The following is a 24,016-nucleotide window of genomic DNA, read 5'->3' as shown; positions in this document are numbered from 1 at the left end:
CTTACAGTGTGCGCAAGGGGGGAAAACGGGCGTCATTATAGAGAATCCTGAGCGCCGACGAAACCGTTTGCGTCGAAATAAAATCATCCTTTATGTTTAACAATAGATGTGACCTGTCTCTCTAATTGGTTGCCAACTGGCGCTACTTTGCGCAAAATGCCGCTCAATCAATGGCAAACTCTACTCTTAACATGACTACAGCACACTGAGGCAACCGGCGTCGCAGAGAATTAACTAATTGAAAAAATTAAAGATTAATTATCTGCTCATCGGCATTGTTACGTTGCTGCTGGCAGTGGCCCTCTGGCCGTCTATCCCCTGGTTCGGCAAGGCCGAAAACCGTATCGCCGCCATTCAGGAGCGGGGGGAGTTGCGCGTCAGTACCCTCTCCTCCCCGCTTATTTACGACGATATCAACGGTAAAACCATCGGTCTTGATTACGAACTGGCACAGCTGTTTGCGGACTATCTGGGCGTGAAGCTGAAAGTTACCGTGCGGCAGAACATCAACCAGCTGTTTGATGATTTGGACCATGACCGTGCCGATATTCTCGCCGCAGGTCTGGTGTACAACAGCGAACGCAGCAAAAACTATCAGCCGGGCCCGACCTACTACTCCGTGTCGCAGCAGGTGGTTTATCGTGTGGGTAGCCTGCGCCCGCGCTCACTGGCCGACATCACCGACCAGCAATTGACCATTGCGCCAGGCCATGTGGTGATTGACGATCTGCGGGCGTTGAAAGAGAAAAAATACCCTAACCTCAGCTGGACGGTCGATCCTAAACTCGGCACGACCGAATTGCTGGAGCAGGTAAAAGATAAAAAGCTGGCCTATACCATTGCTGATTCGGTGGCGATCAGTCTTTTCCAGCGCGTTCATCCTGAAATCGCCGTGGCGCTGGATGTGACCGACGAACAGCCGGTGACCTGGTTTACCCAGCTGGACGACGATCAAACCGTCTCTGCGGCCATGCTCGATTTCTTTAATTCCATCAATGAAGACGGCACCCTGGCGCGTCTGGAAGAGAAATATCTCGGTCACGGGGACGATTTTGATTACGTTGACACCCGCACCTTCCTGCGCGCGGTGGACAGCGTGCTGCCGGACCTGCAACCGCTGTTTGAGAAGTACGCCCAGGAGATTGACTGGAAGCTGCTGGCGGCAATTTCCTACCAGGAATCGCACTGGGATGCTCAGGCCACCTCCCCCACGGGCGTGCGCGGGTTGATGATGCTGACCAAAAATACCGCCCAGAGCCTCGGCATCAGCGACCGGACCGATGCGGAACAGAGCATCAGCGGCGGCGCGCAGTATTTACAGGATATGATGGCGAAAGTGCCGGAGACGGTCCCGGAAGGGGAGCGGATCTGGTTTGCGCTGGCCGCCTATAACATGGGGTATGCGCATATGCTCGACGCGCGGGCGCTGACGGCGAAAACCAAAGGTAATCCGGACAGTTGGTCAGATGTAAAACAGCGCCTGCCGCTGCTTAGCCAGAAACAGTGGTACCAGAAGCTGACGTATGGCTATGCGCGCGGGCATGAAGCGTATGCCTACGTGGAAAATATTCGTAAGTATCAGATAAGCCTGGTGGGATATCTGCTGGAGAAAGAAAAAGAGGCGGCCGAGGCGCAACAGCTGGCTGAAAGCTATCCGGTGGTCGCACCGGAAGAGCTTAATCACCCTGCGGTTTCAATTCTGCCTTTTGTTGCTTTTTCTGCTGCCGACGCATTCGAAAAAAGTCACTTAACAGACCCGAACATTCTGGTGCAAGTACCCCGCCGATAGTTTTCACCTGGTGGTTCATCCCCGGATGCCCAAGTACGTCCATCAGTGAACCAGCAGCGCCCGTCTTTTCATCCCGCGCGCCAAACACCAGCGTACCGATTCGGCTGTGCACCATCGCCCCGGAGCACATTACGCACGGCTCAAGGGTGACATACAGGGTGGTATCAAGCAGACGATAGTTTTGCAGCACCAGTCCGCCCTGACGCAGCGCCATAATTTCAGCATGCGCGGTAGGATCGTGACGGCCAATCGGACGGTTCCACCCTTCCCCAATCACCTGATTGTTATGGACCAGTACCGCGCCCACGGGCACTTCGCCCTCTTCCCAGGCGCGCTGAGCCAGCGCCAGCGCATGGCGCATCCAGTATTCATGATTGTGTTCAGGGTTGGACAAGGGCTGATACTCCAGTCGAAAAGCGGGCGGCATTATACACAGCCGGTACAGATAAGACTATTCGAGTTGCTGAAGTTCGCCCAGAGGCGTGACGCGCCAGCGGTGCTGGCAAAAATAGAGCAGCGGGTTGTCCTGCTTGCTGTCGCTGTAGCCGCTGTACAGACGCAGCGGCGTACCGATGCGTTTCTCCAGCTGCACCACTTTTTCATGTCCGAGGCAGCGCAGGGTGAGCACCCAGCCGCCGTAGCCGCGCGCGATCTGCGTGGCGATAAGATTTACGCGCGGCAGCCAGGGCGTATCAAAATAGACTTGCTCCACCAGCGTCTGCGGGGAGCCAGTAATCAGCCAAATATCGGCATCATTGGCGTCGAGATAGCTGGTCAGGCGCGCCTGTACCACGGGAAACGCGGCGACGTGCCCGCGAAACCAGTGCGCAAAATCCTGTTCGAGCTGCTTGAGGCGCGCTTCGCTATGACCAAACGTGCATCCCCAGAGCAGCAGGCTCATCGGCCAGCGCGCTGCACGGCCTTTCACCAGCAGCGCGATGCCAATAACGGGTAACAGGGGTAATACGAGCAACGCGTTAAGGGGCTGGCGCCGTAGCAGGTAGCGCATAAAGGTGCCGAACATATCCTGCTGATGCAGCGTTCCATCCAGATCAAAAAAGACAACGCGACGCTCGTGACTGGCCAAACCTTACTCCTCTGGGTCGTTGAATCCTAACAGCCAGGTAAACAGGAACCCGGCGATCACCGCTACCAGATAGCCTAACAGATAGAGCATCACTTTTCCGGTCACGATGGTTAATGCCAGCGGTAAACCGGAGATCCCGAAGGTAATGACGGTCGCCACTTTCCAGTAGCTGATTAACGCCCCGCCCACCGCGCCACCGAGACAGGCGGCCAGGAACGGCTTACCCAGCGGCAAGGTCACGCCGAAAATCAACGGTTCGCCGATACCGAGTAACCCGACCGGCAGCGCCCCTTTAATGACCTTTTTCAGACGCGCGTTGCGGGTTTTCATCAGCACCGCGATGGCCGCGCCGACCTGCCCAACGCCCGCCATCGACAGGATCGGCAGCAGTGCGTTATAGCCGTGCGCCTGTACCAGTTCGACATGGATCGGCACCAGCCCCTGATGCAGACCGGTCAGCACTAACGGCAGGAAGGTCCCGGACAGCACGGCCCCCACCAGCAGCCCGCCGCGATCGATCGCCAGAGACGCGCCGTGGGCGATGGCTTCAGAGATCGCGCCGCCTAACGGTTGCAGCGCCACAATCGCCACGCTCCCGGTAATCAATGTGGTCAGCAGCGGGTTGAGGATCAGTTCAATCGAGCCTGGCAGCAACGCGCGTAGCTTTTTCTCAACCCAGCACATCAGAATGACCACCAGCAGCACGGCAATCACCCCACCGCGGCCAGGCTGAAGCGCCTCGCCAAACAGCGTAATCTGCGCCAGCTGCGGGCTGGAGAGGATACCCGCCATTACGCCGCCCATCGCCAGCGAGCCGCCGAACACTTTGGCCGTGTTCACCCCCACCAGAATATTCATGATGGCAAATACCGCGCTGCCGAAAATCGCCAGAATACCCAGCAGGTTCGGATACTGGGTGGCGAAATTCCCGACAATATCCGGACGCTTGAGGATATTGATAATCCCGGAGATCAGCCCCGACGCGATAAACGCCGGGATAAGAGGAATAAAGACGTTTGCCAGCTGGCGCAGCGCATCGCTCATGGGGGCTTTGTATTTGGCTTTCGCCTGCGCTTTGGTGCGTTCCGCGTCGTCAAAGGCGGGAGCCGTTTCACTGCCCGTCATCAGGGCGCGCATGGCATCAACCACCTGCGCCGCTTTGCCCGGACCGACAATCAGCTGGTGCTGTTGCCCCTGTTTAACGTACCCGCTCACGCCGGGGAGCTGCTTCAGGCGCGTTAAATCAAGCTTTTCGTCGTTGTACACCTCGACGCGTACACGCGTCATGCAGTTTTCCAGACGCTGAATATTTTTTTCCCCACCGATCCCAAGCAGGATGTCGCTGGCGAGCGCTGCTGTTTTGTCCATAAACGCCTCTTATTGATGTTCTAATGCCGCCCGTAAAAACCCGTGATGGGCTTCAAGCCTGGCTCTGGCCGCGGCTGCATCCAGCCCGGTTAATATCATCAGAATGGCGGGTTTTACATCGTGATCGGTCTGCTGAAGCACCTTTTCCGCCTCTTCACGACTGGCGCCTGTCGCTTCCATCACCATGCGGCAGGCTCTGTCCACCAGCTTGACGTTGGTGGCCTGCATATCCACCATCAGGTTTTGGTAGACCTTGCCAAATTTCACCATCGCGCCGGTGGAGATCATATTGAGCACCAGCTTCTGTGCGGTTCCGGATTTCAGGCGCGTGGAGCCGGTGAGCGCTTCCGGCCCGACGACCGGAGAGATGGCAATGGCGGCCACCTGCGCAATCGGCGAACCCGGGTTACAGGAGATGGCCACCGTGGTACATCCCGTCTGTCTGGCGTATTCCAGCCCACCAATGACGTACGGCGTACGACCAGAAGCCGCCAGCCCGACGACCAGATCCTGCGCGGTCAGGTTCAGCGCCCTGAGATCGTCCTCCCCAAGCTGTTTATTATCTTCTGCCCCTTCCACCGCTTTCAGCAGCGCGCCGGGGCCACCGGCAATCAGGCCAACGACCAGACCGTGCGGAACGCCAAACGTCGGGGGACATTCTGAGGCATCCAGCACACCGAGGCGCCCACTGGTACCCGCCCCCATATAAATAATGCGTCCTCCTGCTTTCAGAGCGTCGGCAGCGGCGTCTACGGCTTTCGCCACCTCGGGCAATGTCTCTTTGACTGCCAGCGCGACGAGGGTATCCTGTTGATTAAAGCGGTTTACCAGCTCCAGCGTGGACAGTGCATCAAGATCCATGGTTTGCGGGTTACGCGTTTCAGAAACAAGAGAGCCTAGATTCATGTTATTTACCTCTGGAATTTTTAATTCATAATAAACGCACTATAATGGAATATAAAATTCATTCAGGCGAGCATAATTCGTATTTGCGCGGGTAATCACATTTTCGCCAGGAGACCGTATGAACTGTTTAATTCGTATTCGCCAGCGCTACGCAGGGTTTGCCCAGAGTGACAAAAAGCTGGCGGATTATTTACTTTCCCAGCCCGATCGCGCGCGACACCTCAGCTCCCAGCAGCTGGCAGGTGAAGCCGGGGTGAGCCAGTCGAGCGTGGTGAAATTTGCCCAGAAGATAGGCTATAAAGGCTTTCCGGCGCTAAAACTGGCGATCAGTGAAGCACTGGTAAGCAACCCTAATCCGCAGTCAATGCCGGTGCATAACCAGATCCGCGGCGACGATCCGATGCGTCTGGTCGGCGAAAAGCTGATCAAAGAGAACGTGGCGGCAATGCATGCCACGCTGGATGTGAACACGGAAGAGAAGCTGCTGGAAAGCGTAGCCATGCTTCGCGACGCGCGGCGTATTGTATTGACCGGGATCGGTGCGTCCGGACTGGTTGCGCGTAACTTTGGCTGGAAGCTGACAAAAATCGGCTATAACGCCATCGTTGAACAGGATATGCACGCGCTGCTGGCGACCGTGCAGGCCATGGATCCTGACGATTTACTGCTGGCCATCTCCTATTCCGGCGAGCGCCGTGAAATTAATATGGCTACCGACGAAGCCCTGCGCGTAGGAGGAAAAATTCTGGCCATTACTGGCTTCAGCCCGAATGCGCTCCAGCAGCGGGCCACCCGCTGTCTGTATACCATCGCCGAGGAACAGGCCACTCGCAGCGCGGCGATTTCGTCGACGAGTGCGCAGATGATGCTGACGGACCTGCTGTTTATGGCGCTGGTTCAGCAGGATCTGGAGCGTGCGCCAGAGCGTATTCGTCACAGCGAAGAGCTGGTAAAAAAACTGGTTTGAACAACGAATGAGCGTATAATGCCCGCCCTGTTTGTGATGTTTCTGAGAATTTCCTGATGGCGCTGTTAATCACCAAAAAATGCATCAACTGCGATATGTGCGAACCCGAATGCCCGAACGAGGCGATTTCGATGGGCGACAGCATTTATGAGATTAACAGCGACCGCTGCACCGAGTGCATTGGCCACTATGAGACGCCGACCTGCCAGAAGGTGTGCCCCATTCCCAATACGATCTTAAAAGATCCGGCACATGTCGAGAACGAAGAACAGCTGTGGGATAAGTTTGTCCTGATGCACCATGCGGACAAAATTTAACCTTCGATAATCACCGTCGCACAGGCGTAGTGGCGTTCATCTGCAAGCGTTACGTGCATGTGCGCCACGCCCAGCTTCTCCGCCAGCTTAAGCGCCTCGCCCCATAAACGCAGACGTGGCTTACCCAGCTCATCGTTAAACACTTCAAACTGGTTAAACGCCAGGCCGTTACGAATGCCCGTGCCGAACGCTTTCGCCGCCGCCTCTTTTACCGCGAAACGCTTTGCCAGAAAGCGCACCGGCTGCTGATGCGCCTCCCAGATAGCCCATTCGTTATCGCTCAGCACGCGTCTTGCGAGGCGATCGCCGCTCCGGGCGATCACCGCTTCGATGCGGGCTATTTCAACGATGTCGGTGCCTAAGCCCAGAATAGCCATTACTGACGCGCTTCCAGCATCAGGCGCTTCATCTCGGAAACCGCTTCTTTCAGGCCGCTCATCACCGCACGACCAATAATGGCGTGGCCGATGTTCAGCTCGTGCATTTCCGGCAGGGCAGCGATGGCTTTTACGTTGTGATAGGTCAGGCCGTGACCGGCGTTAACCTTCAGTCCCAGGCTCGCGGCGTAGGTTGCCGCTTTGGCGATCCGCTCCAGCTCTTTCGCCTGCGCTGCGTCGTTTTCAGCATCGGCATAGCAGCCGGTGTGAATTTCAATATACGGCGCGCCCACGTCGGCAGCGGCTTTAATCTGGGTGAAATCGGCGTCGATAAACAGTGAAACCAGGATACCGGCATCCGCCAGGCGTTTGCAGGCATCGCGCATTTTGTCGAGCTGCCCGGCCACATCCAGACCGCCTTCGGTGGTCACTTCCTGTCGTTTTTCCGGCACCAGGCAGCAGAAATGCGGCTTCGTATCGCAGGCAATCGTCAGCATCTCTTCCGTTACTGCCATCTCCAGATTCATGCGGGTATCCAGCGTCTGGCGCAGGATACGCACGTCGCGATCGGTGATGTGGCGACGGTCTTCACGCAGATGGACGGTAATGCCGTCCGCCCCAGCCTGCTCGGCGATAAACGCCGCCTGAACCGGATCCGGATACGCCGTGCCGCGCGCGTTGCGCAGGGTGGCAATGTGATCGATGTTGACGCCTAACAGTAATTCAGCCATGACAATCCTCGGTATTTTTGTTCATTTACCTTCTCCCTCTCCCTCCGGGAGAGGGCTGGGGTGAGGGGTAAAACATTAGCGTTTCGGCATAAACTGCCTGAATAATTCGCGACTCTTTAAAGGTTTGCCCCCAAGATACGGCTTGAGCGCAATTCGGGTAAAGCGTTTTGCCGCACGCAGGGTGTCGGCGTCCGGGAACTCGCGTTCATACAGTGCTCTGAGCTGGCGCCCGGTAAAGGTGCTGTTATCGACGACGACACTGGCAATAAAGCCCTTTTCCTCACGATAGCGATAGGTCATGGTATCTTCTACCTCGTCCCCACTCCCCGCGCAGTGCAGAAAATCAACACCGTATCCAAGGTGACCGAGCAGCGCCAGCTCGAAACGACGCAGCACAGGCTCAGGAGTGCCGGTTGCGCCAGCGAGCGACTGGATACAGTGCAGGTAATCAAAGAAAAGTTCAGAGAAGCGGGTCTCATGTTCAAGCACCCGTGAGATGAGTTCGTTGACGTACAAACCGCTGTAGAGCGTGATACCAGAAAGAGGAAGCGCGAGGGAAACGGCTTCAGCACTGCGCAGGGTTTTGACTTCCCCTCGCCCGCCAAAGCGGACCAGCAGTGGGGTGAAAGGCTGCAAGGCACCTTTGAGATTAGAACGTCTGGATCGTGCGCCTTTGGCAACAAGGCGCACGCGACCGGACTCTTCCGTGAAGACGTCCAGCATCAGGCTGGTTTCGCTCCAGGGACGACTATGCAGGACAAAGGCGCGCTGCCATCCATCCATATGCTCGTCGTCTTAGGTTACTGATCTTCGCCGTAACCGAGGCTGCGCAGCGCACGCTCATCATCGGCCCAGCCAGATTTCACTTTCACCCACAGTTCCAGGTGAACCGGTGCTTCAAACATGTCCTGCATGTCTTTACGGGCTTCGATTCCGATAGTTTTGATCTTGGCGCCTTTATTACCGATCACCATCTTCTTCTGCCCTTCACGCTCAACGAGGATCAGACCGTTAATATCGTAACCGCCGCGCTCGTTGCTCTGGAAACGCTCGATCTCCACCGTCACAGAGTACGGCAGTTCAGCGCCCAGGAAACGCATCAGCTTCTCACGGATGATTTCAGACGCCATAAAACGCTGAGAGCGATCGGTGATGTAGTCTTCAGGGAAGTGATGAGTCGCTTCCGGCAGATGCTTGCGCACGATGCCCGCGATGGTATCAACGTTCAGACCCGTCTCCGCAGACAGCGGAACGATGTCGAGGAAGTTCATCTGGCTGCCCAGCCATTGCAGGTGCGGCAGCAGATCGGCTTTTTCCTGCACATTGTCCACTTTATTGACCGCAAGGATCACCGGCGTTTTGCCGTCGCGCAGCTTGTTCAGGACCATTTCGTCGTCCGGCGTCCAGCGGGTGCCTTCCACAACGAAAATCACCAGCTCTACGTCGCCAATGGAGCTGCTCGCCGCCTTGTTCATCAGACGGTTGATGGCGCGCTTCTCTTCCATGTGCAGGCCCGGGGTATCGACGTAAATCGCCTGATACGCGCCTTCAGTATGGATACCGACGATGCGGTGACGCGTGGTCTGCGCCTTACGCGAGGTGATAGAAATCTTCTGCCCAAGCAGATTATTCAGCAGGGTGGATTTGCCAACGTTCGGACGTCCGACGATGGCAATAAATCCGCAATAGGTTTTGTCGATGCTCATTCCAGCTCCAGCATTTTTAACGCCTGTTCGGCGGCAGCCTGTTCAGCCTTACGACGACTTGAACCCGTGCCGACCACCGGTTCACTCAGGCCACTGACCTGGCAATGGATGGTAAATTCCTGATCGTGCGCTTCGCCACGTACCTGCACCACCAGATAGGATGGCAGCGGCAGATGACGACCCTGCAAATATTCTTGCAGACGCGTTTTAGGATCTTTTTGTTTATCGCCCGGGCTGATTTCGTCCAGGCGGGTCTGATACCAGTTCAGGATCAGCTTTTCTACGGTCTGGATATCGCTGTCCAGGAACACGCCACCGATCAATGCCTCGACCGTATCGGCAAGGATGGATTCACGACGGAAACCACCACTTTTCAGCTCACCTGGCCCCAGACGCAGACATTCACCCAGCTCAAACTCGCGTGCGATTTCAGCGAGGGTATTGCCGCGCACCAGCGTGGCGCGCATGCGGCTCATATCACCTTCGTCCACACGCGGAAAACGATGATAAAGCGCATTTGCAATCACGAAACTTAAAATAGAGTCGCCTAAAAACTCGAGACGCTCATTATGTTTGCTGCTGGCACTGCGATGGGTTAATGCCTGTTGCAACAACTCCTGATGATGAAAAGTGTAGCCCAGCTTCCGTTGAAGCCGATTAATTACGATGGGGTTCATGCGATACCAATAAATGAATGCGTCAAAAATGCAGCACACGAAACCGACCTGAGAAAACCAACGCGGTTTCGTGTGCCGTGGCACCCTTGCAGGGCCAACCTTAAACTTCGGGGGAATATTCTATACACAACGACAGGGGATGTCGTTAGTTCAAAGAGATTTATCGCTGAAATAATTCACGTAGCGGCGAATAAAAGCCGCTACGTGTTATTTTTGACGAAAATTAATGAATTCCGCCAATACGATTCAGGCGAACGCCGGTCGGCCACTCGCCTTCCTGCTTCTCAAAACTCATCCAGATAGCGGTTGCTTTACCGACCAGATTCACTTCCGGCACAAAGCCCCAGTAACGGCTGTCCGCAGAGTTATCGCGGTTGTCACCCATCATGAAGTAGTGTCCCGGTGGCACAATCCAGGTCGCCAGCTGTTGGCCTGGCTGCTGGTAGTACATTGCCAGTTGATCCTGTGCGATTGGCACGGTCAGAATGCGGTGAGTGACATCGCCCAGCGTTTCTTTCCGTTCAACCAGACGAATACCGTTCTCTTTGGTTTCACCTTTTGGCACCTGGAAGAATCCGCTGGTCGCTTCACCGCCGTTACGGCGGGCAAAGGTCTGCACAAAATCACTTGGCTCAACGTTGGAGTAAGTGACTGGCAGCGCATTTTCACATGCAGTTCCAGAGCTACAGCCTGGCTGAATGGTCACCTCTTTCGCCACCGGATCGTAGGTTACTTTATCGCCCGGCAGACCTACCGCGCGTTTAATATAATCCAGCCGTGGATCTTCCGGATATTTAAACACCACGATGTCGCCACGTTTCGGATGACCCGTTTCGATCAGCGTTTTCTGGTAGATCGGATCTTTGATGCCATAGGCAAACTTCTCAACCAGAATGAAATCACCGATCAGCAGCGTTGGCATCATCGATCCTGACGGGATCTGGAACGGTTCATAGATAAAAGAACGCACCACCAGCACAATCGCCAGCACCGGGAATACCGATGCCCCTGTTTCCAGCCAGCCTGGTTTTGGGCCGACTTTTTTCAGGGTTTTCGCGTCCAGCGCATCGCCCGTGGCTGCCTGCGCGGCAGCCTGACGTTCACGGCGTTTTGGGGCGAAGATAAACTTATCCAGGCACCACAACAGACCTGTCACCAGGGTAGCGATGACCAGGATCAGGGCAAACATGTTCGCCATGCTAACTCCTTAAGGTTATTTACCGTTACCGTCTTTACCAACATGAAGGATGGCAAGGAATGCTTCCTGCGGCAGCTCAACGTTACCGACCTGCTTCATACGCTTCTTACCTTCTTTCTGCTTCTGCAACAGCTTTTTCTTACGGCTGACGTCGCCGCCATAGCACTTAGCCAGAACGTTTTTACGCAGCTGCTTCACGGTTGAACGGGCAATGATGTGGTTACCAATGGCCGCCTGAATCGCAATGTCAAACTGCTGACGCGGGATGAGATCTTTCATCTTCTCAACCAGCTCACGACCACGGTACGGTGCGTTATCGTTGTGGGTGATCAGCGCCAGGGCATCAACACGCTCGCCGTTGATCAGTACATCCACGCGAACCATGTTCGAGGCCTGGAAGCGTTTGAAGTTGTAGTCCAGCGACGCATAGCCACGGGAGGTAGACTTCAGACGGTCGAAGAAGTCGAGCACTACTTCCGCCATCGGAATTTCATAGGTCAGCGCCACCTGGTTACCGTGGTAAACCATGTTGGTCTGCACGCCACGCTTCTCAATACACAGGGTGATCACGTTGCCGAGGAACTCCTGCGGCAGCAGCATGTGACACTCTGCGATAGGCTCGCGCAGTTCCTGAATATTATTCAGCGGCGGGAGCTTGGACGGGCTGTCGACGTAGATCACCTCTTTCGACGTGGTTTCTACTTCGTAGACAACCGTCGGGGCGGTGGTGATCAGATCCAGATCGTATTCACGCTCCAGACGTTCCTGAATGATCTCCATGTGCAGCAGACCGAGGAAGCCACAGCGGAAGCCGAAGCCCAGCGCCGTTGAGCTTTCTGGCTCGTAGAACAGGGAGGCATCGTTGAGGCTCAGCTTTCCGAGCGCATCGCGGAAGTTTTCGTAATCGTCAGAGCTGACCGGGAACAGACCCGCATAAACCTGCGGTTTCACCTTTTTGAAGCCTGGCAGCGCTTTATCTGCCGGGTTACGTGCACCGGTCAGGGTATCACCCACCGGCGCGCCGAGGATGTCTTTAATGGCACAGACCAGCCAGCCCACTTCGCCGCATTTCAGCTCGGTACGGTCAACCTGTTTTGGCGTGAAGATGCCCAGACGGTCAGCGTTGTAGACCTGGCCGGTGCTCATGACCTTGATTTTGTCGCCTTTACGCATGGTGCCGTTTTTAATACGCACCAGCGAAACAACGCCGAGGTAGTTATCAAACCAGGAGTCGATGATCAGCGCCTGTAGCGGCGCATCCGGGTCACCTTCCGGCGGCGGAATATCACGCACCAGACGTTCCAGTACATCCGGAACACCGACGCCGGTTTTCGCCGAGCAGCGCACTGCATCGGTCGCATCAATACCGACGATGTCTTCAATCTCTTCCGCTACGCGCTCAGGATCGGCGGCTGGCAGGTCGATTTTATTCAGAACTGGCACCACTTCGAGATCCATTTCCATGGCGGTGTAGCAGTTTGCCAGCGTCTGGGCCTCTACGCCCTGTCCGGCATCCACCACCAGCAGCGCGCCTTCGCAGGCCGCCAGCGAGCGTGACACTTCATAAGAGAAGTCAACGTGCCCTGGGGTGTCGATAAAGTTCAGCTGATAGGTTTCACCATCGGAAGCTTTATAGTCGAGCGTCACGCTCTGCGCTTTGATGGTAATACCGCGTTCGCGTTCCAGGTCCATGGAGTCCAGAACCTGGGCTGCCATTTCACGATCAGACAGGCCACCGCAAATCTGGATAATACGGTCAGACAGCGTCGACTTACCGTGGTCAATGTGAGCAATGATCGAAAAGTTACGTATGTTCTTCATATAGTTAAATAATTATGCCTTACGAATTCCTGGAGGCCGCTGTTCTTAGCCTGACGTTTTTCAGTGCGAAAACGCAGCATTCTACACTACATCCTCGTCAGCTGGAACTGCACTTAGAGCCAGGTATAGCGCGAAGAGACGGCGTTTTCTTTATGGCGATGTAAATAATAATAAAGCCCGGCAGATCACCGGGCCTCAGAAGAGAGCGTCTCAACACGAAGTTGGTCGGGTGCCAGTGCAACGCTGAGGATGACAGGCTGCCACGCTTCCCGGGCGGCAAGCCTTGGGGAAACGCCTTTAGCAAGCCAGAACCCGCCCACGCCGCCCAACGCGGCCCCGCACATGGCGGCCAAATCTGTGCCGAACAGCATCTGGAAAACCCCGCCCATCACGAACAGGCCTGCGAGCGGAGAAAGGTAAACCAGCATGGCGGAAGTGAGCAGGCTACCTTCAGCGATGCCGAGCTCCACTTTTTGCCCTGCCACCAGCGGCTGAGCGCTCGGCACAGTAATAGTGTGCGACGTTTGCGGCCCCAGCTTATTCAACACGCGGCTGCCGCAACCGGCTCGCGAAGCGCAACTGCTGCATGATGCTTTAACGTCACAGCTAACAAGCGCTACGCCATCCTGCCAGGATACGACCGTGGCCCACTCTTTAATCATTGCGCAGCCCTGAATTTAATGCTGTCTGAAATACGTTTTGCCGTTGGCGGCGGTAATTCACCGACAATGGTAATTTCCGCATTATCGCGCACCGTCGTGCTGACCGTCCGGCGACCGGTACGGAGCATCTGTTCGGAACTGTTCGCCGTAGCGCGATTAATATTCACCGAGAAGCTAAACAGCCCATCGGAATAGAGTCGCGACTCAACCGGAGTTTCGATAGTAGGCAGCTGGCGACGACTGCTGGAAACTTCGCTGAACCCTTGCGGGATCCAGGATGGTACCCAGTTAAAATTGACAGAATCGCCGGCAGGCACGGAAAGCAAAGGCGGCAGGCTGGCTTTGGCCAGATTCTGCATGCTGTTGCCGACCTGACTGTTTACGTCAAAGGAGATCACACGGAACTGCTCCAGCGTTTCACCGTCGCGATCGAGCAGATCAACGCGCATCGGCAACTTCGTCTCTGCGTCAATCCAGACGATATAGCTGTAACGCGTCCCATCCCGCGCAACAACGCGGATCACTTCGCACAGCCTGTCGGCAATACGCGTTCGCCCCACCGAGATAAAATCATAGTAGGGGGCGAGACGTTTAAAATCGGTGTAAATGAGCGACGGCAGGGAGTCAACGATGTAGTCACCATTGAGCGTAAACGGCTCAAGGCCAGGCTCGAAATAGCTGATTTCGTTCCCACGCTGGACCACTTCCCGACGCGGGCCATCCATCTGTAAAAGCTGGGCGAGCGGCTGGTTATCAAGGCGGGCGTGGCGATAGCGTAACGATTCGACACCCTGCTTATTGATGCTGATAAATGCCAACTCGTAATTGAGTGACTGGCTGGCCAGATTCATTTGCTGCAACAACGCCCCGGATGAAACATCAGCCGAGGCGTTAGCAGAGAAGAACAGGCTACCCGCCATCAAAGACATGGCGAACCAAAGTTGCTTCATTACTGCGATTGCGTTCCTAAAGTTTGGTTTCCTGGCACCTGCACAGCAGCCTGCTGGGTTTGGGCCTGCTCAAACTGAAGCTGCTCGGAGTGCAGACGGCGCTGCAACTCGTAATCCTGCAACATCGCATTGATGCGACGGCGCTGCTCCTGTACCTGCTGTTGCTGTCCGCCGCTTGCGGAGGCATCTGCCGGTACGCCCAGGCTAACCGGGCTGGCTTTACCCATCATCGGCAGCGTATTAAACACTGGCGCTTCAGGTTGCTGATTGGCTTCAGACTGAGTGTTATAGTGCTGGACCCCAACGATAACTGCAAGCGATACGCACGCAGCGACCCCCATCTGGGTGAGCTGGCTGGCCCATGGACGCACCTTGTGCCAGAACGGCATTTTCTGCCACTGGTGAGGTGCAGGCTGCGCTTCAGGAATCAGCGGCGTGGTCTGATGAACAGGTTCGTTCTCAATGGCCGCCATAACGCGTGCTGAGATATCGAAATGGAGAACCTCACTGGTATCACCGCGCAGCGTGTCGCGGATAAGATGATAGCTCTCCCAGGTCTGTTGCATTTCGGGAGAATGAGACAACTCATCGAGCAGCTCATTATCCAGCGTTTCACCATCCATTAAAGCGGAAAGTTTTTCTTTCTGCATGCCTAATACCTTTTCCAGTATCCCGCTATCGTCAACGCCTGATAAGCGGTTGAACTTTATTATCAATGGCTTCTCGCGCACGGAAAATTCGTGAACGAACCGTGCCGACCGGACAATCCATGATGGCGGCTATCTCTTCATAGCTTAGGCCATCCAGCTCCCGTAACGTAATTGCCATGCGTAAATCTTCCGGGAGCGACTCGATCGTGCGAAAAACGATTTGTCTCAGTTCTTCTGACAACATTAAGTTCTCAGGGTTCGAAATTTCTTTCAGCGCGCCGCCACTTTCGAAGTTTTCTGCGTCGATAGCGTCAACATCACTTGAAGGCGGACGCCGGCCCTGAGCAACCAAATAATTCTTAGCCGTATTGACTGCAATACGATACAGCCAGGTATAAAAAGCACTATCCCCCCGGAATGAATCCAGCGCGCGATAGGCCTTAATAAAAGACTCTTGTACAACATCAGGAACATCGCCTGACGGTACATAGCGGGAAACCAGACTCGCTACCTTATGCTGGTAGCGCACCACCAGTAGGTTAAAAGCTTTCTGATCTCCCTTCTGGACCCGTTCAACCAGGACCTGGTCCGTTAACTGCTCGCTCATCCGAGGTAATGTCTCCCCAAACCAAATTCCACGCGTTATCGAAACGCCACTCTAACAACATTGCACTTTGAGCAAGCACCGAATTAGAGTGTCTGTTCTTCAATAAGTTCCGTAACGCCTTTGTTTTTGTTCATCGCGCCGCAGACCATTCATTTTCTCTCATTATAAGTCTGTTCACGATACGCACCCGCTTTCTGACAAGAATCATTAACTTTATCGTCAGAAGAGTAACGCAACACAGGCTTTATTTCACCACAAAATCTGAAGCTAACGATCTGCTTCGCAAAATATTTCCGGCCATTTAGCGCAGATTTAACCTCCGGGATTCCGTTTAGTCATTGCAACACACCTCAAAAAAAACGTGCGATATCTCGCATCGCAATGCTATTCTCCCCACACCATGTTTAGTAAATTAAACAAACATCATGAACACGACGCCTGAACTTCATTGTGATGTACTGATCATTGGCAGCGGTGCTGCCGGCCTCTCCCTCGCACTGCGCCTGGCGGAACATCAGAACGTAATCGTGCTGAGTAAAGGGCCGATGAGCGAAGGTTCCACCTTCTATGCACAAGGCGGTATTGCCGCGGTGTTTGATGAAACGGATAGCATTGCCTCGCACGTAGAAGACACCCTGATTGCCGGTGCCGGGATCGTGGATGAGCATGCCGCAGAGTTTGTCGCCAGCAATGCCCGCCACTGCGTGCAATGGCTTATCGATCAGGGCGTGCTGTTTGATACGCAGGTTCAGCCTAATGGTGAAGAGAGCTATCACCTGACCCGTGAAGGCGGGCACAGCCACCGCCGTATTCTGCACGCTGCTGATGCAACCGGAAAAGCGGTTGAAACCACGCTGGTCAGCAAAGCCCTCAGCCATCCCAATATTCGGGTACTGGAGCGCAGCAACGCCGTCGACCTGATTATTTCCGATAAAATTGGCCTGCCCGGCACGCGCCGTGTTGTCGGCGCATGGGTGTGGAATCGGAATAAAGAGAAGGTGGAAACCTGCCAGGCAAAAGCCGTTGTGCTGGCCACCGGCGGCGCCTCCAAGGTTTACCAGTACACGACTAACCCGGATATCGCCTCCGGAGACGGTATCGCCATGGCCTGGCGCGCAGGTTGCCGCGTGGCGAATCTGGAGTTTAACCAGTTCCATCCTACCGCCCTGTTCCACCCGCAGGCGCGTAACTTCCTGTTAACTGAAGCGTTGCGTGGCGAAGGCGCGTATCTGAAGCGTCCGGACGGTTCCAGGTTTATGCCGGACTTCGACCCCCGAGGTGAACTGGCACCGCGGGATATCGTGGCCCGCGCCATTGACCACGAGATGAAGCGGCTTGGCGTGGACTGTATGTATCTGGACATTAGCCATAAACCGGCAGACTTTATTCGCCAGCACTTCCCGATGATTTATGAAAAGCTGCTGAGTCTGGGTATTGATCTAACCCGCGATCCGGTGCCGATTGTACCTGCCGCCCACTATACCTGTGGCGGGGTGATGGTTGACGATCATGGTCGTACCGACGTGGATGGTTTGTATGCGATCGGCGAGGTCAGCTATACCGGCCTGCATGGTGCGAATCGCATGGCCTCAAACTCGCTGCTGGAGTGTCTGGTGTATGGGTGGTCGGCTGCGGAAGATATTACCAAACGCATGCCCTATGCACGTCCGACAACACACTTGCCGGCATGGGATGAAAGTCGGGTAGAAAACCCGGACGAACTGGTGGTAATCCAGCATAACTGGCACGAGCTGCGGCTTTTCATGTGGGATTATGTCGGGATTGTACGTACAACGAAGCGTCTGGAACGCGCGTTACGCCGCATCATGATGTTGCAGCAGGAAATCGATGAATATTACGCCAACTTCCGCGTTTCTAATAATCTGCTGGAGCTGCGCAACCTTGTGCAGGTTGCCGAGCTGATTGTGCGCTGTGCAATGATGCGCAAAGAGAGCCGTGGCCTGCATTATACGCTGGACTATCCCGAACCGCTTGAAACGTCCGGGCCGTCGGTGTTGACGCCGCAGGTTCACATAAAAAGATAAAAGGCCTGGGTCAGAGCTGTGTAATCTTCGGAATAACGCTGGTCTGGCCCACGAATGACCATCCTGTCGATAAAGCACTCGCCCTCTTTCGGCGAGAGTGCCAGCAACACGCGGTGCGGTAAGCGTCCTTCCGTATCCGAAATATCGGTACGAAGACGCAGATTCCAGCCGATCTCATGTGCGATCTCAATGAAGGTATTACCCGTGCTTTCAGGCAAGACCACGCAGAAAAATCCCTCTTCCGAGATGAGCTCCGCCGCACTGGTCAGTAGCGCCTTGTGATCGAGCGAGCCGGTGTAACGTGCCTGCTCGCGTTCCGGCGTGCCACATTCCACGCCTGGCGTGAAATACGGCGGATTGCTAACAATCAAATCGTAACGCGCGGTCTGCTCCGGCGCCCAGGTCAGGACATCGGCGCATTCTACCCTGATGCGTTCTGCCCACGGAGAGTCGGCAGCGTTTTCACTTGCCTGCCGGGCCGCCTGAGGATCAAGCTCAACGGCATCGATCGTGACGTGTTCTTCCGTTCGCTGCGCCAGCATCAGCGCCTGAAGTCCGCTGCCCGTACCAATATCCAGAATGCGTTTTACACCTGCGACAGGAGCCCATGCCCCCAGTAAAATACCGTCTGTACCGACTTTCATCGCACAACGATCGTGCGCCACAAAAAACTGTTTAAAAGTAAAACCATCGCGGCGCAACTGCGCTTTGAGTTGAGACATGTCAGGGCAACCTTCTGAGTGAAACTGGAGTAGCATAGGGGAAAGCGAAGTGGTCGAAAAGCGATATCCATACAAACAGATGAAGATTACAGCCGTAACGTCTATAATCAGCGCCCCACACAGAGGTAGAACATGACTGTAACGACTTTTTCCGAACTTGAACTCGATGAAAGCCTGCTCAATGCCCTTGAGAGCAAAGGCTTTACACGCCCGACCGCCATTCAGGCCGCGGCCATTCCGCCTGCGCTTGAGGGCCGCGATGTGCTCGGTTCTGCGCCAACCGGCACGGGGAAGACAGCAGCCTACTTGCTGCCTGTGTTGCAGCATTTGCTCGACTTTCCGCGTAAAAAATCAGGCCCGCCGCGCATTTTGATCCTGACCCCGACCCGTGAACTGGCGATGCAGGTTGCCGAACACGCGCGTGAGCTGGCGGCGAACACCCATCTGGATATCGCGACCATCACCGGCGGCGTAGCGTATATGAACCACGCCGAAGTGTTCAGCGAAAACCAGGATATCGTTGTCGCGACGACAGGCCGTCTGCTGCAATACATAAAAGAAGAGAACTTCGACTGCCGCGCAGTGGAAACGCTGATTCTCGATGAAGCTGACCGCATGCTGGACATGGGCTTTGCCCAGGACATCGAACACATCGCGGGTGAAACGCGCTGGCGTAACCAGACAATGCTGTTCTCGGCAACCCTTGAAGGGGATGCCATTAAAGATTTCGCCGAACGTCTGCTGGAAGATCCGGTGGAAGTGTCCGCTACGCCATCGACCCGTGAGCGTAAGAAGATCCACCAGTGGTACTACCGCGCAGATAACCTTGAGCATAAGGTTGAGTTGTTGAAACACCTGCTGAAGCAGGAAGAGGCAACCCGTACCATCGTATTCGTACGCAAACGTGAGCGCGTGCATGAACTGGCAGAAATGCTGCGCAATGCCGGTATCAACAACTGCTATCTCGAAGGTGAAATGGCGCAGGTTAAGCGTACCGAAGGGATTAAGCGCCTGACCGATGGCCGCGTGAATGTGCTGGTTGCCACCGACGTTGCCGCGCGCGGGATCGACATCCCGGACGTGAGCCACGTGATCAACTTTGATATGCCGCGCAGCGGTGATACTTACCTGCACCGTATTGGTCGTACCGGCCGTGCGGGCCGCAAAGGTATTGCTATCTCTCTGGTAGAAGCGCACGACCATTTGCTGCTACAGAAAATTGGCCGCTACGTTGAGGAGCCGCTGAAAGCTCGCGTGATTGACGGACTTCGTCCGACCACACGTGCGCCGAGTGAAAAAATGACGGGTAAACCGTCCAAGAAAGCGCTCGCGAAACGTGCTGAGAGAAAAGAGAAAGAAAAAGAGAAGCCGCGCGTTAAACAGCGCCACCGCGATACCAAAAATATTGGTAAGCGCCGTAAGCCAAGCTCTGCTGCGTCAGAGACAAAAACGGAAGAGTAAAAAAAAGCCGGGACATTCCCGGCTTTTTTATTCCACCCCCAAAGCTGAAACCTTACAGGCTTTCAGTAAAGGTACGCGCGATAACGTCGCGCTGCTGTTCCGGGGTCAGAGAGTTGAAACGCACCGCATAGCCAGACACACGGATGGTCAGCTGTGGGTATTTTTCCGGGTGCTCAACGGCATCCATCAGCGTTTCGCGACGCAGGACGTTAACGTTCAGGTGCTGACCACCTTCCACGCGTACTTCTGGCTGCACTTGCATTGGAATTTCACGGTATTCAATTTCGCCCAGTTTGCTCACCGGAACGATTTCGTCTTCCGCAAAACCTGCTTTCGCTACTACACAGCGCGCTTCGTTTTTCTCGCTGTCCAGCAGCCAGAAAGAGTTCAGCAGATCGTCATTTGCAGCTTTAGTAATCTGGATACCTGTAATCATGTGTTGCCTCCCTTAGGCTACATTAACTGATGCTGGCCTTTTGCGGCCAATTGGTAAAACCATTGTTTGTTGTGTGTATATATAACATTCAGACCCGGGTGATTTATTGATTTAAATCAACAAAACCACCAACCACACAAAGAGTGTGGTCTGTATTTTTTGTTTTAGATCAATTTTAAAGGGTTACTAATTCAACTTATCCTGCCTGGTTTTCAACATAAATTGAGTCACTTAGCCTGCTTTTCCGCGGGTAATTTTGCTCGTTGGGGTTTAACAGGTAAGCTAGACACAGAATGAGATTCGCAGGAGAGCGAGATGACAACACCTTTAACCTGGCATGACGTGCTGGCTGAAGAGAAGCAGCAGCCCTATTTTATAAATACCCTCAGTACCGTTGCGGCTGAACGGCAGGCCGGCCAGACAATTTATCCGCCGCAGAAAGATGTGTTTAACGCCTTCCGCTACACCGAACTGAGCGATGTAAAGGTGGTTATCCTGGGGCAGGATCCGTACCACGGCCCCGGGCAGGCTCACGGACTGGCATTTTCCGTGCGTCCGGGCGTGGCCATCCCACCTTCTCTGCTGAATATGTATAAAGAGCTGGAAGGAACGATTCCGGGTTTCACCCGCCCTAATCACGGTTATCTGGAAAGCTGGGCGCGCCAGGGCGTGCTGTTGCTGAATACCGTATTAACTGTCCGGGCGGGTCAGGCACACTCCCACGCCAGTCTGGGATGGGAAACCTTTACCGATAAGGTTATCAGCCTGATCAATGAGCATCGTGAAGGCGTCGTGTTTTTACTCTGGGGTTCGCATGCCCAAAAGAAAGGGGCGATTATCGATCGTCAGCGTCATCACGTGCTGAAGGCGCCGCACCCGTCGCCGCTGTCTGCGCATCGTGGTTTCTTTGGCAGTAATCATTTTGTTCTGACGAATGAGTGGCTGGAAAAGCGTGGCGAAAAGCCGATTGACTGGATGCCTGTGTTACCGGCAGAGAGCGAGTAGGGTTTGAATGTGCCGGGTCAGGCCCGGCACATAAAAGGCTTATGCCTTGTTCTGACGCCACCATTCCGCCAGCAGCACGCCGGTCGCAACGGATACGTTCAGGCTTTCAACGTTGCCAGTGCCGTCGATAGAGACGCTCAGGTCAGCGCTGGAGAGTGCCGCATCAGACAGACCATCGCGCTCCTGACCTAACACCAGCACCATTTTGCGCGGCAACGTCGCTTTAAACAACGGCGTAGCGGCACGGCTTGAGGTGGTGACAATGGTGTAGCCCGCTTTACGGAATTGCTCCAGGGCTTCCAGCACGCTGTCGCCGGTGATCGGCTGAACGTGCTCTGCACCACCTTCCGCGGTACGAATCGCCGCACCGGATTCCAGCAGCGCGGCATCCTGCAACAGAACGCCTTTTACGCCAAAGTGCGCGCAGCTACGCATCATAGCGCCCAGGTTATGCGGGTTACCCACATCTTCCAGCGCCAGCACGCAGTCATCGGCATCCGCCTGGCTAACCCACTGCTGCACGGTAGTGCCGTTACGTTTTTTGATCAGGAAGCAGACGCCGCCGTGGTGTTCTGTACCGGACGCTTTTGTCAGCTCGGCATCGTCAACCACGTGGTAGGCTTTGCGGTTCGCCGCCATCCAGCGCAGCGCTTCTTTAAAGCGCGGGGTCACGCTCTGGATAAACCATGCACGAACGATACACTCCGGGCGGCTCTGGAACAGGGCCTGACAGGCGTTCTCACCGTAGACACGGGTCTCTTCCGCACGCTGACGACGCAGCACTTCCGGATCGATAAAGCTTTTTCCGCTGATACCGCCGTGATCGGCTTTTTCGGTCGTCTCTTCACCGGGCGCGCGAGAAACGGTACGCCATGGCGATCCACCGTCGCGGACAAAATCATCGCGTTTGCGATCGTCACGCTTACGGTCATCACGTTTGCGGTCATCGCCGCGGTTATTTCTGTCATCGCGGGCGGGGCGACGGCCACCGTCTGCACGAGAAGACGCCGGACGCCCGCCACCTTTTCCGGTACGCGGATTTTGGGTGCGTTTATCAGAGTCATCATCACTGCGGACATACATCACTTTGACCTTGCCGCTTTTGTTTTTCATTTCGTCGTTCATGCTTTTCTCCACCAGCGCTGCGCGAAGCGCGCAGATTACCCGATGTGCAAGCTCATAGCCATAATTTCGTACAAAAGCCTGTGACTATTGTTCCCATTGAATAAAACGCGTTGTCGTTTCATACAGGCTCACTGATAATATGTAACATATCAGAAACATTATCGGCGTTCTGCCGTTGTTCCACGGCTCTATCAGAGGTTAGTTATGAATACCGTATGTGCCAACTGTCAGGCTTTAAACCGCATTCCGGACGATCGGATGGATGACGGTGCGAAATGCGGGCGTTGTGGCCACGAATTATTTGATGGCGATGTCATTAACGCGACGGGTGCTACGCTGGACAAACTCCTCAAGGACGATCTGCCTGTTGTGGTCGATTTCTGGGCACCGTGGTGCGGCCCCTGCCGTAACTTTGCGCCCATCTTCGAAGACGTGGCTGAAGAGCGCAGCGGGAAAATGCGTTTTGTCAAAGTGAATACCGAAGCGGAACGTGAACTCAGCGCCCGTTTTCGCATTCGCAGCATTCCAACCATTATGATTTTCAAAAATGGTGAAGTGATCGACATGCTCAATGGTGCAGTACCAAAAGCGCCTTTCGACAGCTGGTTAAACGAATCCCTGTAACATTCGCGGGGCATATCTTGTGCCCCGTTCTCTCCTCTGCGAAAATGGGGTTTTTCCTGCCTTTTCGCCCATGACTGATAACGCTGTACTTCAATTACGCGCCGAGCGCCTTGCGCGCGCCACCCGCCCTTTTCTGGCCCGAGGCAATCGTATTCGCCGCTGCCAGCGCTGCCTTTTACCGCTGAAAGTGTGTCTGTGCGAAACGCTTGCGCCGAGCGAGGCGAAAAGCCGCTTTTGTCTGGTCATGTTCGATACCGAACCGATGAAGCCCAGCAACACAGGGCGTTTGATCGCCGATATTCTACCCAACACCGCAGCGTTTCAGTGGTCGCGCACTGAGCCACCTCAGGCTCTGCTCGACCTGGTGGCAAGCCCGGACTATCAGCCCATGGTCGTTTTCCCGGCATCATATGCAGGCGAACAACGTCAGGTACTTACGGCGCCACCATCCGGTAAGCCGCCGCTGTTTATTATGCTCGACGGCACCTGGACCGAAGCAAGAAAGATGTTTCGCAAAAGCCCTTATCTTGATGCGCTGCCGGTGATTTCCGTCGATCTGTCGCGTGTTTCGGCCTATCGCTTGCGTGAAGCGCATGCCGACGGTCAATATTGCACCGCTGAAGTCGCCATAGCGCTACTGGATCTGGCGGGCGATACCCAGGCGGCCGGCGCGCTGGGCAGTCACTTCTCCTGCTTCCGCGAACGTTATCTTGCGGGAAAAACCGTTCATAAGGGTAGTGTCACAGCAACTGAGGCAGAAAGCGTTTAAAATCATCAGGTCGCTT

Annotated in this window: 26 protein-coding genes; 8 read left to right on the top strand and 18 right to left on the bottom strand. The window is 55.0% G+C overall.

Going from position 1 to position 24,016, the window contains the following annotated elements; translation table 11 throughout:
• Nucleotides 1-238: 238 nt before the first annotated feature.
• On the top strand, nucleotides 239-1,789 hold the full coding sequence (gene mltF / locus CU081_RS10285) for a membrane-bound lytic murein transglycosylase MltF (protein WP_022651605.1): 1,551 nt from the start codon (nucleotides 239-241) through the stop codon (nucleotides 1,787-1,789).
• Here the strand turns inward: mltF and tadA are convergent.
• The 4 genes from tadA to murQ are packed head-to-tail and all read right to left on the bottom strand — an operon-like array spanning nucleotide 1,677 to nucleotide 5,150.
• Nucleotides 1,677-2,216, bottom strand: coding sequence for a tRNA adenosine(34) deaminase TadA (tadA, locus tag CU081_RS10280; protein WP_022651606.1), 540 nt, complete (start codon nucleotides 2,214-2,216; stop codon nucleotides 1,677-1,679). The two genes, mltF and tadA, sit on opposite strands and share 113 nt — an antisense overlap.
• Nucleotides 2,217-2,240: 24 nt before the next feature.
• Nucleotides 2,241-2,876, bottom strand: coding sequence for a phosphatidylglycerophosphatase C (gene yfhb / locus CU081_RS10275; RefSeq protein ID WP_003860696.1), 636 nt, complete (start codon nucleotides 2,874-2,876; stop codon nucleotides 2,241-2,243).
• 3 nt (nucleotides 2,877-2,879) lie between these two features.
• Complete coding sequence (locus CU081_RS10270) at nucleotides 2,880-4,244, bottom strand: PTS transporter subunit EIIC (protein WP_039268993.1); 1,365 nt, start codon at nucleotides 4,242-4,244, stop codon at nucleotides 2,880-2,882.
• Between the two features lie 9 nt (nucleotides 4,245-4,253).
• A complete protein-coding gene (gene murQ / locus CU081_RS10265) occupies nucleotides 4,254-5,150 on the bottom strand; it encodes an N-acetylmuramic acid 6-phosphate etherase (RefSeq protein ID WP_003860700.1) in 897 nt (298 codons plus the stop codon).
• Between the two features lie 118 nt (nucleotides 5,151-5,268).
• Between murQ and CU081_RS10260 the strand changes: the two genes are divergently transcribed.
• Nucleotides 5,269-6,117, top strand: a complete 849-nt coding sequence (locus tag CU081_RS10260) for a MurR/RpiR family transcriptional regulator (protein WP_003860702.1) — start codon at nucleotides 5,269-5,271, stop codon at nucleotides 6,115-6,117.
• A 56-nt stretch (nucleotides 6,118-6,173) separates the two neighbouring features.
• Nucleotides 6,174-6,434 (top strand): YfhL family 4Fe-4S dicluster ferredoxin, encoded by a 261-nt coding sequence (locus CU081_RS10255; protein WP_003860704.1) that lies wholly within the window; start codon nucleotides 6,174-6,176, stop codon nucleotides 6,432-6,434.
• On the opposite strand, the gene acpS is transcribed toward CU081_RS10255, so the two are convergent.
• From acpS to rpoE, 11 genes are all read right to left on the bottom strand, one after another.
• On the bottom strand, nucleotides 6,431-6,811 hold the full coding sequence (gene acpS, locus CU081_RS10250) for a holo-ACP synthase (RefSeq protein WP_003860706.1): 381 nt from the start codon (nucleotides 6,809-6,811) through the stop codon (nucleotides 6,431-6,433). The two genes, CU081_RS10255 and acpS, sit on opposite strands and share 4 nt — an antisense overlap.
• Nucleotides 6,811-7,542, bottom strand: a complete 732-nt coding sequence (gene pdxJ / locus CU081_RS10245; RefSeq protein ID WP_003860707.1) for a pyridoxine 5'-phosphate synthase — start codon at nucleotides 7,540-7,542, stop codon at nucleotides 6,811-6,813. Before pdxJ ends, acpS begins: the two co-directional genes overlap by 1 nt.
• A 75-nt stretch (nucleotides 7,543-7,617) precedes the next feature.
• The gene (gene recO / locus CU081_RS10240) at nucleotides 7,618-8,325 is read right to left on the bottom strand and encodes a DNA repair protein RecO (RefSeq protein ID WP_003860708.1); all 708 of its coding nucleotides are present in this window, start codon (nucleotides 8,323-8,325) and stop codon (nucleotides 7,618-7,620) included.
• A gap of 17 nt (nucleotides 8,326-8,342) precedes the next feature.
• On the bottom strand, nucleotides 8,343-9,248 hold the full coding sequence (gene era / locus CU081_RS10235) for a GTPase Era (RefSeq protein ID WP_003860709.1): 906 nt from the start codon (nucleotides 9,246-9,248) through the stop codon (nucleotides 8,343-8,345).
• Nucleotides 9,245-9,925: a ribonuclease III gene (gene rnc, locus CU081_RS10230; RefSeq protein WP_003860711.1), complete on the bottom strand. Its 681-nt coding sequence runs from the start codon at nucleotides 9,923-9,925 to the stop codon at nucleotides 9,245-9,247. Before rnc ends, era begins: the two co-directional genes overlap by 4 nt.
• Before the next feature lie 223 nt (nucleotides 9,926-10,148).
• Complete coding sequence (gene lepB, locus CU081_RS10220; RefSeq protein WP_022651608.1) at nucleotides 10,149-11,123, bottom strand: signal peptidase I; 975 nt, start codon at nucleotides 11,121-11,123, stop codon at nucleotides 10,149-10,151.
• Between the two features lie 15 nt (nucleotides 11,124-11,138).
• The gene (lepA, locus tag CU081_RS10215; RefSeq protein WP_003860714.1) at nucleotides 11,139-12,944 is read right to left on the bottom strand and encodes a translation elongation factor 4; all 1,806 of its coding nucleotides are present in this window, start codon (nucleotides 12,942-12,944) and stop codon (nucleotides 11,139-11,141) included.
• A gap of 185 nt (nucleotides 12,945-13,129) precedes the next feature.
• Nucleotides 13,130-13,606 (bottom strand): SoxR-reducing system protein RseC, encoded by a 477-nt coding sequence (gene rseC, locus CU081_RS10210; protein ID WP_003860716.1) that lies wholly within the window; start codon nucleotides 13,604-13,606, stop codon nucleotides 13,130-13,132.
• The gene (gene rseB / locus CU081_RS10205; RefSeq protein ID WP_003860717.1) at nucleotides 13,603-14,556 is read right to left on the bottom strand and encodes a sigma-E factor regulatory protein RseB; all 954 of its coding nucleotides are present in this window, start codon (nucleotides 14,554-14,556) and stop codon (nucleotides 13,603-13,605) included. The genes rseC and rseB overlap by 4 nt, the downstream gene beginning before the upstream one ends.
• A complete protein-coding gene (gene rseA / locus CU081_RS10200; protein WP_003860719.1) occupies nucleotides 14,556-15,206 on the bottom strand; it encodes an anti-sigma-E factor RseA in 651 nt (216 codons plus the stop codon). Before rseA ends, rseB begins: the two co-directional genes overlap by 1 nt.
• 31 nt (nucleotides 15,207-15,237) lie before the next feature.
• Complete coding sequence (gene rpoE, locus CU081_RS10195) at nucleotides 15,238-15,813, bottom strand: RNA polymerase sigma factor RpoE (RefSeq protein WP_006176728.1); 576 nt, start codon at nucleotides 15,811-15,813, stop codon at nucleotides 15,238-15,240.
• Nucleotides 15,814-16,238: 425 nt separating this feature from the next.
• Between rpoE and nadB the strand changes: the two genes are divergently transcribed.
• A complete protein-coding gene (nadB, locus tag CU081_RS10190; protein ID WP_022651669.1) occupies nucleotides 16,239-17,858 on the top strand; it encodes an L-aspartate oxidase in 1,620 nt (539 codons plus the stop codon).
• Here nadB and trmN read toward each other — a convergent pair.
• Nucleotides 17,843-18,580: a tRNA(1)(Val) (adenine(37)-N(6))-methyltransferase TrmN gene (gene trmN / locus CU081_RS10185; RefSeq protein ID WP_003860724.1), complete on the bottom strand. Its 738-nt coding sequence runs from the start codon at nucleotides 18,578-18,580 to the stop codon at nucleotides 17,843-17,845. The genes nadB and trmN overlap by 16 nt on opposite strands.
• A 132-nt stretch (nucleotides 18,581-18,712) precedes the next feature.
• On the opposite strand from trmN, the gene srmB reads away from it, so the two are divergent.
• The gene (gene srmB / locus CU081_RS10180; RefSeq protein WP_003860725.1) at nucleotides 18,713-20,041 is read left to right on the top strand and encodes an ATP-dependent RNA helicase SrmB; all 1,329 of its coding nucleotides are present in this window, start codon (nucleotides 18,713-18,715) and stop codon (nucleotides 20,039-20,041) included.
• 52 nt (nucleotides 20,042-20,093) lie between these two features.
• Here the strand turns inward: srmB and grcA are convergent, their stop codons facing one another.
• Nucleotides 20,094-20,477, bottom strand: coding sequence for an autonomous glycyl radical cofactor GrcA (grcA, locus tag CU081_RS10175; protein WP_003860727.1), 384 nt, complete (start codon nucleotides 20,475-20,477; stop codon nucleotides 20,094-20,096).
• Nucleotides 20,478-20,792: 315 nt separating this feature from the next.
• On the opposite strand from grcA, the gene ung reads away from it, so the two are divergent.
• On the top strand, nucleotides 20,793-21,482 hold the full coding sequence (gene ung / locus CU081_RS10170) for a uracil-DNA glycosylase (protein WP_003860729.1): 690 nt from the start codon (nucleotides 20,793-20,795) through the stop codon (nucleotides 21,480-21,482).
• A gap of 39 nt (nucleotides 21,483-21,521) precedes the next feature.
• Here the strand turns inward: ung and CU081_RS10165 are convergent, their stop codons facing one another.
• Complete coding sequence (locus CU081_RS10165; protein ID WP_022651671.1) at nucleotides 21,522-22,607, bottom strand: tRNA/rRNA methyltransferase; 1,086 nt, start codon at nucleotides 22,605-22,607, stop codon at nucleotides 21,522-21,524.
• A 204-nt stretch (nucleotides 22,608-22,811) separates the two neighbouring features.
• Here CU081_RS10165 and trxC point away from each other — a divergent pair, with 204 nt between their 5' ends.
• Entirely contained in the window at nucleotides 22,812-23,231 is a 420-nt protein-coding gene (gene trxC, locus CU081_RS10155) for a thioredoxin TrxC (protein WP_003860733.1), read from the top strand.
• 70 nt (nucleotides 23,232-23,301) lie between these two features.
• Nucleotides 23,302-24,000 (top strand): tRNA-uridine aminocarboxypropyltransferase, encoded by a 699-nt coding sequence (tapT, locus tag CU081_RS10150; protein WP_003860734.1) that lies wholly within the window; start codon nucleotides 23,302-23,304, stop codon nucleotides 23,998-24,000.
• The last annotated feature ends 16 nt before the right edge of the window (nucleotides 24,001-24,016 follow it).

It is taken from the genome of Enterobacter sp. CRENT-193, assembly GCF_002787395.1.
GTDB classification, from domain to species: Bacteria; Pseudomonadota; Gammaproteobacteria; order Enterobacterales; family Enterobacteriaceae; genus Enterobacter; species Enterobacter hormaechei_C.
Note: the sequence above shows the minus strand (reverse complement) of the source record. Positions and strands in the feature narration are given on the sequence as shown.